Genomic DNA, 12963 nt, shown 5'->3' on the forward strand with positions numbered 1-12963 from the left:
CGTTTACCGCGTCGTCACGGCTGCGCGGTAACGGGGTTATTATTATTTGCCGTACTTCATTACCAGCGGTTCAGGGTATGGGTCTCAATCCAGCTGAAGTTAATATCCTCACCCAGTCCGCTGCGGGTGGGCAGGGTGACGAAGCCCTGATCGTCCATTGGATCAATCAGGCTATTGAGATAAGCAGGCGGTGTCTCATAATCCAGGAAGGGATGCAGCAGGCCGCGCTCATACCAGCGGCAGTTACGAATCGCCCCGACCACCGCCAGGCTGGCCGCACCGTTGCCGTGTACTTCGCAATCCATGCCAAAGGCTTCAGCCAGGTTCGCCACTTTCAGGGTTGTGGAAATGCCGCCCACGCCGTTGGCTCCGGCACGCAGAATGTCGCAGGCTCCGGCGCGAACCCAGTCGGCGCGGCTGTGGTGCTTGCCGCCCAGACTTTCCGGGCCGAGTACGTCGATAGAGAGGTTGTCAGCCAGCCAGGCGTAAGAGGCCATGCTCTCCTCTTCCATTGGCTCCTCGAACCAGGCGAAGTTAAGCTTTTCCAGCGCTTTGCCGATGGTCAGCGCGTCACTGCGGCTGTACCAGTGGTAGCCATCCAGCATCAGCGCGATATCGGGACCGACCGCTTCGCGGACTGCCGCACAGGCTTTAATATCCATCGCCGGACTGGGGGCAAAGGAGACCGGCGGCATCCAGGTGTGCAGCTTGATCGCCTGATAACCGCGCGCCACCAGCTTTTCAGCGAACTGTGCATACTCATCCGGCGTTGATAAACCGCCGCTTAGCTCGTCGCCACACATGGTGCTGCCGTAAGCCGGGATCTTCTCGCGATAGCCGCCCAGCAGCTTGTGGACCGGCTGTTTCAATTTGCGCCCAATCAGGTCCCACAGGGCCTGCTCCACCGCAGAGAGCGCCCGCTCGGTGAGCTGGTGGGCGCTACCGCGCTGCCAGTGCGCCAGCTCCTGCCACAAACGCTCCCGATCAAAGGCGTTCTGACCGATCAGCACTTTGCGGAAGAAGCCGCTAACCACGTGGGAGCGCACCACTTCCGGCGGCGCAAAGGCGTAACCGCAGTCGCCATCCTCGCTGGTCAGGGTCAACAGCGCCATCTGCGCATCATTTTCCGGACCGGGATGGGAGTGGCCAGCGCTGTCGGCGCAGCGCTGGGTGGGATAGGTAAAAAGGGTGACATCAATGGCGCTGATCTTCACGGTTAAGCTCCTGTAGCAGGCTGTCCTGTTGAATTATTAAAACGCTGTTTCATTTTCAATCTAGCGTTCACAATTCATTAACGCATTAGCCAAAACGATACGATTGACGGCTAAAATATGTGCAGCCGCCCAGGTCGTTGTGAGCATATTCACGAAAGCTGCCCGTTTTGTGAGCAGTGACACGCTGCGCTTTCGTCCACCTTTGGCTATTTGTCCTGCTTCCTCCCCGCCTTTTAATCTCAGGCGCAAAAAACATTTAGCCGGGACTTCCCCTGACCGCGCTTTTAGGTGATAGTAACGCCGCTTTACATTAATAATTCTCATTATCATTTGCGCGGGTTTTTACAATGAAAAAATGGTTTTTAGCGCTGGGGCTTCTCACGCTGGCAGGGACGGCTTCGGCCAAAATGATTACCGATGTCGCAGGCCGTCAGGTCGAGGTGCCGCAGGAGGCCAAACGCATCATCCTGGGTGAGGGCCGTCAGATCTATCTGCTGGCCGCATTTGATACCGATGCGCCGTTTAAGCGGGTGATTGGCTGGCGTGATGACCTGCATAAAGCGGACTGGGATGGGTATCAGGCTTATGAGAGACGCTATCCGGAAATCAAAAAATTACCGACCTTTGGCGGTGCAAAAGATGGCACTTTCAACGTCGAGCAGGCGTTAACGCTGAAGCCCGATCTGGTGCTGATGAATCTGGAATCCAAAGCCGCCACCGATGAAGGCAAGCTGATTGAAAAACTGCAGGCGGTCGGCGTGCCGGTGGTGTTTATCGATTTCCGCGAAGCGCCAATGGTCAACGCGGAGAAAAGTATCCGCATCATGGGCGAGCTGGTGAACAAACCGGCGCGTGCGCAGGAGATCATCAACTTCCGCCAGCAGCAGATTGATCTTGTGACTTCGCGTCTGAAGAACTTTACCGGCTACCGCCCGAAAGTGATGATTGACCGCGCAGGCGGCTACAGCGACGAGTGCTGCATGTCGTTCGGCAATGAGAATTTTGGTCAGATGGTGGAGATCGCAGGCGGTCGCAACATCGCTAAAGATCTGATCCCTGGCACTTTTGGCACCGTTAACCCGGAGCAGATCATCGCCAGCCAGCCGGATGTGGTGGTCGTGACTGGCGCGAACTGGAAGAACTACAACACGGTGGGCAAATGGGTCGGCGTCGGTCCGGGTGCCAATGTCACCGAAGCCACGGCGCGTCTGAAAGCGCTGATGATGCGTGATGCCTTTAAAACCCTCCCGGTCGCACACAACGGCAACGTTCATGCCATCTGGCATCAGTTCTACGACAGCCCGTATCAGTTTGTGGCTATCCAGGCGCTGGCGAAATGGCTGCATCCCGATCTCTTTGCCGATGTGGATCCGGACGCCACCTTCCGCACGTTCCACGAGAAGTTCCTGCCGCTGCCTTACCAGCCAGGATACTGGGTGACGTTACCCGCTGATAAGCCCTGACTGACCGGCGATGACAGGGACGTCATCCGCCTGATTTGCAATTCCCTCCGAATAAACCCTCTGTTTCTCTTCAGATTTACTAATCTTTTACAGGCGCGGGGTCGGTTGCTCTGAGCAGCGCGACGTCTGACCCAATCCGCATTCACGTTAAAAATGGAGAGAAACATGCGCAATACCCTGGGAAGATCGGCCTTTGCCGTGACACTGTACGCCTTGCTGGAGCCTGTGCCGCTGGGCTTTTTTGTGGCGGGCTGGCTGTTCGACATTCTCTACATGCAGACCTATGTGCAGTTCTGGACGGATGCCGCCAGCTGGCTGATTGCGCTGGGACTGATACTGGCGATTGTGCCGCGAATCATCGCGCTGGTTTATCTGTTTCGCGGCAGTGACAGTGCGGAGAAGGGCCATTTCTGGCTCTGGCTGGTGGCGATTTTGATCGCTATCGTCAATGCGTTTATTCACAGCCGTGATGCCGCCGCTGTGATCCCGCTGGGCGTGACGCTTTCGACGCTGGTGGTAGCGCTGCTGCTGCTGGCGAATGTGCAACTTGCGTTACGTCAGCGTAGCGCTTAAGGAGGAGCCATCATGAACATACCGCATAAAACGCTGCTCGCGCTGACCCTGACCACCTTGCTGGCAGGCTGTGATGATGGTGCGCTGGTCGATCCGCAAAAGCAGACTGGACCGAACCCCGAACTGCCGCAGGCGCAGAACTTCTTTATGCCGCCGATGCAGGTGCCGGAAGGCACGCCCTGGAAAGCGGGCGAAATGCCAAAAGTGGCTGACGGGCTGAAGATTGAAAAGATCGCTGAGAATCTGCAGCATCCGCGTCAGGTCTATGTGCTACCGAATAACGATGTGCTGGTGGCCGAATCCAACGGGCCACCTAAGCCGACCACTCGCCCTAAACAGCTGATTATGGGCATTGTGCAGAAAGCCTCAGGCAAGGGCGGTGACGGCGGCAACCGCATTACGCTGCTGCGCAACGTCAATGGCAAATGGGAGCAGCACCGCTTTATTGAGAATCTGCACTCGCCATTTGGTATGCAGCTGATCGGCAATACGCTCTACGTGGCGAATGCTGACAGCCTGGTGAAGTTCCCCTATCGCGAAGGGGAGACGGAGATCCGCACCGCGCCTGAAGAGGTGACGGAACTGCCCGGCGGACCGATTAACCACCACTGGACGAAATCGCTGTTAGCCAGCCCCGATGGCAGCAAACTCTACGTGGGTGTCGGTTCTAACAGTAACGTCACCGAGAACGGCATTGGCGCGGAGTATCGCCGTGCCGCGGTACTGGAAGTAGACGCGGCCAGCGGTGCCAGCCGGATCTACGCTAGCGGACTGCGCAACCCGACCGGCTTACAGTGGGAACCACAGAGTGGAAAACTGTGGGCCATCGTCAATGAGCGTGATGAAATCGGCTCCGATCTGGTGCCTGACTACATGACCTCGGTGCAGGATAAAGGTTTTTACGGCTGGCCCTACAGCTACTATGGCCAGCATGTCGATACCCGTGCCGAACCGCAGCGTCCCGACCTGGTAGAGAAGGCGATCAAGCCCGATTATGCCCTCAGCTCGCATGTCGCGCCGCTGGGCCTGCTGTTCTACGGTGCCGATAACATGCCGCAATATCGGGGCGGCGCGTTTATCAGCGAACATGGCAGCTGGAACCGGACGCCGCTAAATGGCTACAAAGTGGTGTGGGTGAAATTCGAAAACGGCAAGCCGGTGGGTCAGCCGCAGACGGTGGTTTCGGGCTTTCTGACGGATGATGAAAAGCAGGTGCGTGGTTTGCCGGTGGGTCTGGCCAGCGACAAACAGGGCGGTGTGCTGATTGCTGATGATGCGGGGAACACCGTCTGGCGTATCAGCGCCGCGAAATAGGTTCTGCGCTGATTTTTTGAGCAGGTAGCAGGCATAAAAAAAGGATTTGGCATCTCGCCAAATCCTTTATTTTTTGTTCGCTACCCGGCTGGTAACCGCGCTGCGAACGAGGTGCTCAGCACTCTCCACAAACAAGATTGTAAAATGTGCGGCTAAGGATTTCAAGTTTCGCCAAAATGCTGTATGTTTATACAGGTGTTGGGTGTTGAGCATCGCCTCATTGTCGACTGGCCGCTCCCAGGGGCACGGTTTTAAAATCCCGGCAGGCATCAGGTGGTGCTGGCCTGTGGCTTTAACCATGAGTGCCGCTCAGCCCTCTCCACAAAGATGTGCTTAGGCGCCCGGCGGGTAGAGTCAAAGCCCTGGTTGCCGAACAGCGCGCTCCTGTAAAAGGAGAAGGAAAGTGATGGAACTGACTAAGCTGATTCTGGATCTTATCCGGGTCATCTTGCAGATCATCGTTGCCCTTATGCAACTGACCGGTCACGCAGGTTAACCGGAACTTGAAACAAGGCGGAGCTAACCACTCCGCCTTTTTTCTGTGTCAATTCTCTGTCATCAGGGGCGGGTAAGGTGGTGCGGCAAAAGCACGCCGCCGGAGCGCTGCTTATTCAGACCGGGAGTTCTATGTCCATTGCCGCCGTTATGCCCGCCCGATTAGCGCACACCTGGATTGATGAGAGTGTGAAGATGCGGGAAACCACCGTGGGTCAGCAGTGTGAGATCCTGGCGCACAGTTCGCTGGAATATAGCGAGCTGGGTGATTTCTCTTATGTGGGCGAGCACTGCTGCCTGGCCGACACCCAGGTGGGGCGATTCTGCGCCATCGCCAATCAGGTGCGGATCGGCGCGCCTAATCATCCTATGGACCGCGCCTCACAGCATCGCTTTACCTACTGCCCGGAATATTACGATCCCGACGCCCGCCGCGATCAGGGCTTCTTTGCGGCCCGTCGCGCCGATCGGGTGGTGATAGGTAATGATGTCTGGATCGGACACGGTGTGATTGTGCTGCCCGGCGTCACCATTGGTGATGGTGCGGTGCTGGCCGCAGGCGCGGTGGTGACCAAAAACGTCGCGCCTTACAGTGTGGTCGGCGGTGTGCCAGCCAGACCATTGCGGGTGCGGTTTACGCCAGCGATTGCCGCCCGCCTGCAGCGTATTGCCTGGTGGAACTGGCCGCTGGAGAAACTGCTCGCCAATCTGCCCGACTTTCAGCACGGAGACATCGAAGCGTTCTGCCAGAGGCACGGTGCATAGCCACCCCACGGCGCCGTCAGCCGGTTTGTACGCCGAAATAGCGCACAACCCGCTGCCCATAGAGCCCGACGGCCAGTCCGGCGACGATCAGCAGCAGCGCCGCGATTTTCTGAGGTGAAACCGTTTCGCCAAATATCGCCACTGAACCCAGGATGCCGAAAACCGGCACCAGCAGCGACAGTGGCGCGACCGTTGAAACCGGATAGTGTTTCAGCAGCCAGTTCCACACCCAGTAGCCCAGCAGGGTATTGGGATAGACCTGAAACAGTATCGACAACACCGCCTTCACATCCAGCTGGGTGAAGAGTGCGTGATAGCCCGCGCTGCCATTGACCAGTCCATCCAGCAGGAAGAGCGGAATGGGTGCAAAGGCGCTCGACCAGACCAGAAAAGCAAAAACCTGTCGGGTGCCCGCTTTTTTATTGATGATATTGGCAATACTCCATGCGACCGCGCCTGCCAGCACCAGCAGCATGCCGGAAAACGTCACAGAGCCATCGGTAATGAAAAAAATGCTCAGCAGACCGGTGCAGGCCAGCCCACACCCGGCGAGCTGATAGCGGCTGAGGCGCTCTTTAAATACCCAGCCACCGAGCAGCAGCGTGAAGAAGGCGCTGAACTGCAGCAGCAGCGAGGCGATGCCCGCCGACAGTCCGGTTTTAATTCCCAGATTCACCAGACCCCACAGGCCAATCCCGAAGACCAGGCCATAGCTGATCAGGTAGCGCCACGGTACATCCGGTTTCTTAATAAAGAACAGCGCTGGCAGGGCGCAGAGCGTAAAGCGGATGCCTGCCAGGATAAACGGGTCGACCGCCTGCAGGCCGAGTTTGATAACCGAAAAGTTAACCCCCCAGATGGCGGTGATCATGACGGCGAGCAGCAGATGCGTTAATTTCATGAGTGACGTACTCCGGACCAGCAGAGAAAGGCAGAGGCACTGACCGCTGCACCTGCATAGCAGACAGCCTGCCATCCCCAGTGCGTATAAAGCTGAGTGGCGGCTATAGCCCCCAGCGCACTGCCCAGCGAGTAAAAGCACATATAGGCGCCGACCAGACGACTTGCCGCCTCAGGTCGGGCGGCCACGATCAGGCTCTGATTAATCACATGTACCGTCTGGACGGCGAAATCGAGCAGGATCACCCCGAAAATCAGCAACAGTAACGAGGTCTGAAGCGCGGCTATCGGCAGCCAGGAGAAGGTCAGCAACGCCAGTGCCAGGCCGGTGGCACGCTGCCCCAGGCCCAGGTCAGCCCATGCACCTGCCCTGGAGGCTGCCAGCGCACCGGCAAGGCCGGCCAGGCCGAACATCCCGGTCTGGGTGTGTGACAGTGACAGGGCGGTAAGTGGCAGTACCATCGAAGACCAGAGCATACTGAAGGCCGCAAAAATCAGCAGCGCGAGAATGCCTCGCCTGCGCAACAGCGGTTCCGTTCGGAACAGCCGGAAAACCGACAGTAACAGCTGAGGGTAAGCGGTGCGCTGCGGCTGCCCGGTTGTGACGGGCAGCACTTTCACCAGTACCAGCGAGATCAGAAGTAACAGGCAGGCGGCCGTCAGATAGACCGCGCGCCAGCCCGCCAGGTCGGCAATCATCCCGGCAATAAAGCGCGCCAGCAGGATGCCGATCACGATGCCACTGGTCACGCTGCCCACCACCTGTCCACGCTGTTCTGGCGATGCCAGCATGGCGGCCCAGGCCACCATCAGCTGCGTGACTACCGCCATTAACCCCACCAGCAGCATCGCACAGAGCAGCGTCATCAGGTCGGGCGCGAAAGCCGCTGCGGTTAACGCCAGCACGGAAAGCAGCAGTTGGGTGAGCACCAGTTTTTTGCGGTTGATGCAGTCGCCTAGCGGCACCAGAAAGAGTAATCCGAGGGCGTAGCCGGTCTGGGTGACCGTGACCACTGTGCCAATGGTGCCGGGAGAAACCTGCAGGCTGGTGGCTATCGATTCCAGCAACGGCTGCGCCGAATAAACATTGGCGACCGCCAGCGCAGAGGTGAGTGAGAACAAAAAGATCATCCGGGGCGAGAGCACCGGCATCGCGGCGGGCGATGGATCGGCTTCCGGAGTCTTGCATGTCGTCGTAGTCATGATTACGCCTTCTGGTTTTTATTTGAAACTGGATTGGCAATATCATTAACCGGGCTGGTTTTTTTTTGCAACTTCTTTTCAGGGTGGCTAAGCTGGCTTCATCAGACAGGCAGAGTGAGAGAATAAAATGGCTAAGCAGGAATCCCTGAGAACCAGCGAGTGTCCGGTTGCAAGAACCCTGGAGTCGATAGGTGAGCGCTGGTGCATGATGATCGTGCGTGAAGCCTTTGATGACGTCCGCAGGTTCAGTGACTTCCAGCGCAACTTAGGGCTGGCGAAAAATATCCTGGCGTCGCGCCTGAAGCAGCTGGTGGATATTGGGGTGTTTGAGATTGCGCCGGCCTCGGATGGCAGTGCCTACAGCGAATATGTCCTGACCGAAAGAGGCCGTTCACTGTTTCCGATTGTGGTGGCTATGCGCCAGTGGGGCGAACGCTATCTGTTTGAAAAGGGCGAGACCCACTCGGTGCTGCTGGATAATGCGGAAGGCAAGCCGCTGCCGCGTCTTGACGTTTACTCGTCTCAGGGGCAGAAACTGGATCCCGCAGACTGCCATCGTCAGCGGGTAATTGCTGAAGGTTAACCGTCAGAGTATTGACTCCTCCCTGTACGCTGAACCTGACAGGCCTGGCATCGAACGCGAGCCCGATCAGCGTTGTCGGCCTGTCGATATCATCACATTTTCCAATGACAGGTTGCCTTGTAACTTGCCAATTCGCATGACATCCTCGCTAATTGTATAGACATGTACCTTCAACCATAGATAGGGCACATCACTCTTTCAGTTAACGCGTCTCTCACTGTTTCAGCGAGGAATCTATGTCGGTCAAATCATCTGTATCAGATTATTCAGGCGCAGAGAAACCGCGCCTGTCAGAAACCCGTTCCATTGATTACATCGCGTTGCGTGAACGTCACGGTCATCCCTTTAGCCAGTTTACGCTCTGGTTTGGTGGCAACCTGCAAATCACTGCCATTGTAACGGGGGCGCTGGCCGTGGTGCTGGGGGGTGACGTCGTGTGGTCGCTGATCGGCTTACTGGTGGGACAGATTCTGGGCGCAGCGATCATGTCGTTGCATGCTATCCAGGGCCCGCGCCTGGGTTTACCGCAGATGATCACCAGCCGTATGCAGTTTGGCGTGTTTGGTGCCGTCATTCCTCTGGTGCTGGTGTGCATGATGTATGTGGGGTTTTCAGCCAGCGGGACGGTCCTGGCGGGGCAGGCGATGGCTAAACTTATCGGTGTCAGCAATGCAACCGGGATGATCCTGTTCAGCACCCTCATCGTGATCATAGCGGTGCTGGGCTATCGCGTGATTCATCAGTTGGGGAAGGTGGCGAGCGTCATTGGCGTTTTAGCCTTTGCTTATCTGTTTATCACGCTGTTCACTTCGCATGACTTATCCGCCGTGTGGCAGAATCAGCACTTTACCCCGGCAAATTTCCTGCTGGCGGTCTCTCTTTCTTCTTCCTGGCAGATTGCCTTCTGTCCTTATGTCTCGGACTATTCGCGCTATCTGCCAGCAGATGTCTCCGCGAAGAAACTCTTCAGCTCGGTCTTTTTGGGCACCGTACTGGGCACCCAGGCGTCAATGACGCTGGGGGTGATCGTCGCTGCCATTGCCGGAAGTGCGTTTGCAGGCAATGAGGTCGGTTACATCGTGAGTATGGGTAGCACGGCAGCCATGGCTATGGTGATTTATTTCGCGATTTGCTTTGGAAAAATCACGTTTACCACGCTGAATGCGTACGGCAGTTTTATGTCACTGACGACCATTGTGTCTGGCTTCCGGCAGCAAACTACGCTGAGCCGGGGGGCGCGCATTCTGTTTGTGGTGCTGATGGTGGCGCTGGCCTGCGTCATTGCTCTGCTCAGTGAACCGGCCTTCCTGAAGTCCTTCACCCACTTCCTGCTCTTTCTGCTGGCTTTCTTTGTACCCTGGAGCGCGATCAGCCTGACCGATTTTTATTTGATCACCAAAGGCAGGGTTGATGTCCCGGCACTGTCGCAGCCGGACGGACGCTACGGACGCTGGAACCTGGCCGGTATTACCGTCTATTTTCTTGGGGTGCTGGTGCAACTGCCGTTTATCGATAATCCGCTGCACCACGGATCGCTGACCTGGATTTTTGCCGGTAATGATGTCTCGTGGATCGTCGGCTGGTTTGCGACGGCACTGTTATGGCTTATCGCCAGCCGCTGGGATCGCCGTGGCACACCTGAAAAGTCAATTTATCCCGCTGTATAACAGGATTAAGCCGCCTGCGCGGGTGAGTGATCACCCGCGTGTCAGGACGTCTGAGCGTTTAAAATCAGGCGGCTGAAACATCCGCCGCACCGGTCTGCGCTTCGGCCACCAGCGGCTTCTCTGGTTGTAGCAGCGTCATCGCCAGCATGCTGCCGAAGGCGATTACCGCAGTGACAGTAAACATCGCGTTGTAACCGTAATATTCCGCCAGCCAGCCGCAGAGCATCGGAGAGATAATTGCCGCCAGATTGGCTATCGCCAGCGTCATGCCGCTGTAGGTGCCGACCGACGCTTTCGGTGTGACATCGATCACTACCGACCAGTAGACATTATTCACCAGCGCATTCAGCGCATTGCCCAGGGTCATCAGCGCAATGATTCCGGCGGCCGACTGCACATAGGGGATCGCCATAAAGCAGCAGGCGGTGCCGCACAGCGTGACGGCGGCAAACAGATTACGTGCCAGGCGCAAATTACGGAAGCGCGCCAGCAGGGCATCGGCAATGCGGCCACCCAGCAGCACCGTGATGCAGGCGCCGCTCCACGGGATCATCGCGACGTACCACAGCGAATGCAGATCGTAATGGAAATTATCCTGCAGATATTTCGGCATCCAGGTCACCAGGGTAAAGGTGATGTAGAGGAAGGAGAAGTAGCCCAGTGCGTTGCAGACCAGCGTGCGGCTGGTGAAGAAGCGCCACCAGGGCAGTGGCATGCTGTCGCCCGCACTGCGGCGCTGACCGTTCTGGATCAGCGCGCGCTCTGCGGCATCAGTATGGGGACTCTTATCCGGGCTGTCACTGAAGGTGCGGGCAAACAGCGCCATCGCCAGCAGCGAGAACACCCCCAGCAGGATAAACATCATGCGCCAGTCATGAGTCAGCAGCAGCAGGCCAACCGCAATCGGCGCAGTCAGTAGCGCGCCAACCTGCGTCGAGAGCAGGCCGATGCCCAGCGCAAAGCCACGTTCGTTATCGGGTGCCCAGTGGGCAATCGCCTTGTTCATCAGCGCATAGGCCGGGCCTTCGGAGAAACCAAACAGGATGCGCAGGGCAGCAAAGCCCATAATGGCTGAACCGCCAAACAGCGCCATGCCCAGTTCACCCGCCCAGGCGGTAGCGATTTCCAGCAGTGACCAGAGCACGCCGGCCAGCAGCCAGACCTTTTTCGTGCCGATACGGTCGGCAAGGAAGCCGCCGCACAATGAACCAAACAGATAGCCAAAACCAAAGTAGCCCAGCACCGCGCCGAGCTGCACTTTGCTGAAGTGGTACTCCGCCGCGATGGCGTTGGCCGCAAATGACAGGGCGCCGCGATCGATGTAGTTGATCAGGGCGATCAGGAACAGCAGTGAAAATATGGTGTAACGGTAACGGCTGGATGTCATCTGACTTCTCCTGATTAAGTGTCTCAGGAAAACAGAAGCAAAATTGATGCCGGAAGGGCCTTTATCCGGCAAACAGGGGGCGGGTAGTGGATGCGGGCCGCAAAGCCCGCACTCAGTTGTGTTAACTGAGCCCGCTAATTATTCGCCTGCGCATCAATGCGGTGCAGCCGCTGCCTGTCAATGGTGAATCTCAGGCGGCGTTATGATGCGTGGTGCTGACGTGTGGCAACAGGATAACCACGGCTTCATCGATCGCGACCTCTTCAGCGGTCTTGCTCTGCGGCATGTCGCCAACGTGCAGCAAAATCTGCTGCTGATAAGTGGCATCGGCCACCGTGGTCTCTTCACTCAGCAACACGCCCGCTTCATTGACGTTTTTACCTTCCACTTTTATTTTTGTAGTGGCACTGTCCAGCATCCACTCATATTCAATATCCACGTGGCCGCTATCAATACAGCGAATTCCGTGCTGACTTAAATCATACGCCAGTACGGTGGCAGTCGGGCCTAATGAAATTAAGACCAGGTCAAAGTTGACGGCATGCTGTGATACAGTGTCAAACAGACGATCATAAACAGAAAAGGCATTACGGTTCAGCGTGGTAATACGCTTAACGTCGCTGGCTCCCTCCAGTAAATTATTGCCTAATCCCAGTCGCGTGCCACTGCCTTCCACAATTAATACCCGGCGGCCCTGATAGAGCTGTTTGAATTTATCAAATATCGTCCGGGATAATTGCTTGCCTTTATAATCGTGATAGGGACGAGTCACCGAAGTGTTTCCATACTGGTACTGTTTATTCAGCAGAGCCTCATAATATTTAAAATAAAATGATTTATGGAAGAACCAGAACAGGGCCGACCCGCCCCGCATATTATGGGTAGTACGAAAGGCATCCGGCAGACAGATCAGACAGTTCGGGTTGGCTCCTGAATCCTGCTGCAGCAAGGCTTTGAGCCGTGCAGAGAGATTGGGGTCAAATGGCTGAAAGCCGATGTTTTTATACCAGGTCATTTCCAGTTCACCGTCGCCGTAACGGGCCAGGGATAATTGTGGGTTACGTAATAACAGATCGACAGTCTCTTCTATCGACATGACGGAATAACGCTTTACCCGTGCCTGCGCAGCAGGATAGCGAATGGCAGCATTAAGAAACTTAAAAGGGAAACGAAACTTGCGATAAATAGCGTGAAGTGCGGACATAGTTAACCTGCCTGGGTCATTGCTGCCAGAAAAACCCCGCCTGCTGGCCGGATAAAAGAATATAAGAGAGCTGATATATATCACAGATAAAATAAGCGTCATGCTACGGAATATCTGAAATGGTTTTCATCAGCAAAATTCCTTTTTTCATTAATCTATTCCCTGTTTTTATTTTCCTGAAAATTAATAAAATCG

General features: G+C 56.3%; 11 protein-coding genes. 6 read left to right on the forward strand and 5 right to left on the reverse strand.

The genetic code is table 11. From position 1 onward, the window contains the following. Positions 1-59 precede the first annotated feature (59 nt). Positions 60-1214: a mandelate racemase family protein gene (locus AC2LB6_RS02625; protein WP_490092330.1), complete on the reverse strand. Its 1155-nt coding sequence runs from the start codon at positions 1212-1214 to the stop codon at positions 60-62. A gap of 347 nt (positions 1215-1561) precedes the next feature. Here AC2LB6_RS02625 and AC2LB6_RS02630 point away from each other — a divergent pair, with 347 nt between their 5' ends. The 4 genes from AC2LB6_RS02630 to AC2LB6_RS02645 all read left to right on the forward strand — a co-directional run bounded on the left by AC2LB6_RS02630 (position 1562) and on the right by AC2LB6_RS02645 (position 5824). Then, positions 1562-2677, forward strand: a complete 1116-nt coding sequence (locus AC2LB6_RS02630; protein ID WP_490092331.1) for an ABC transporter substrate-binding protein — start codon at positions 1562-1564, stop codon at positions 2675-2677. Between the two features lie 165 nt (positions 2678-2842). Beyond that, positions 2843-3250: a DUF2231 domain-containing protein gene (locus AC2LB6_RS02635; RefSeq protein WP_090961072.1), complete on the forward strand. Its 408-nt coding sequence runs from the start codon at positions 2843-2845 to the stop codon at positions 3248-3250. A gap of 12 nt (positions 3251-3262) precedes the next feature. After that, the gene (locus tag AC2LB6_RS02640; protein ID WP_490092332.1) at positions 3263-4564 is read left to right on the forward strand and encodes a PQQ-dependent sugar dehydrogenase; all 1302 of its coding nucleotides are present in this window, start codon (positions 3263-3265) and stop codon (positions 4562-4564) included. A 627-nt stretch (positions 4565-5191) separates the two neighbouring features. Next, the gene (locus tag AC2LB6_RS02645; RefSeq protein WP_490092333.1) at positions 5192-5824 is read left to right on the forward strand and encodes a DapH/DapD/GlmU-related protein; all 633 of its coding nucleotides are present in this window, start codon (positions 5192-5194) and stop codon (positions 5822-5824) included. A 16-nt stretch (positions 5825-5840) separates the two neighbouring features. Here the strand turns inward: AC2LB6_RS02645 and AC2LB6_RS02650 are convergent, their stop codons facing one another. After that, on the reverse strand, positions 5841-6725 hold the full coding sequence (locus AC2LB6_RS02650) for an EamA family transporter (RefSeq protein WP_039386654.1): 885 nt from the start codon (positions 6723-6725) through the stop codon (positions 5841-5843). Continuing rightward, a complete protein-coding gene (locus AC2LB6_RS02655) occupies positions 6722-7927 on the reverse strand; it encodes an MFS transporter (RefSeq protein ID WP_490092334.1) in 1206 nt (401 codons plus the stop codon). The genes AC2LB6_RS02650 and AC2LB6_RS02655 overlap by 4 nt, the downstream gene beginning before the upstream one ends. Positions 7928-8054: 127 nt before the next feature. On the opposite strand from AC2LB6_RS02655, the gene AC2LB6_RS02660 reads away from it, so the two are divergent. After that, positions 8055-8510, forward strand: a complete 456-nt coding sequence (locus AC2LB6_RS02660; RefSeq protein ID WP_490092335.1) for a winged helix-turn-helix transcriptional regulator — start codon at positions 8055-8057, stop codon at positions 8508-8510. Positions 8511-8746: 236 nt separating this feature from the next. After that, positions 8747-10177: a purine-cytosine permease family protein gene (locus tag AC2LB6_RS02665; RefSeq protein WP_490092336.1), complete on the forward strand. Its 1431-nt coding sequence runs from the start codon at positions 8747-8749 to the stop codon at positions 10175-10177. 64 nt (positions 10178-10241) lie between these two features. On the opposite strand, the gene AC2LB6_RS02670 is transcribed toward AC2LB6_RS02665, so the two are convergent. Together AC2LB6_RS02670 and AC2LB6_RS02675 are read right to left on the reverse strand one after the other, a co-directional pair. Continuing rightward, the gene (locus tag AC2LB6_RS02670; protein ID WP_490092337.1) at positions 10242-11564 is read right to left on the reverse strand and encodes an MFS transporter; all 1323 of its coding nucleotides are present in this window, start codon (positions 11562-11564) and stop codon (positions 10242-10244) included. 190 nt (positions 11565-11754) lie between these two features. Next, positions 11755-12768 (reverse strand): GT-D fold domain-containing glycosyltransferase, encoded by a 1014-nt coding sequence (locus tag AC2LB6_RS02675; protein ID WP_490092338.1) that lies wholly within the window; start codon positions 12766-12768, stop codon positions 11755-11757. Positions 12769-12963 lie beyond the last annotated feature (195 nt).

Source organism: Pantoea sp. RCC30.1, from assembly GCF_058148845.1.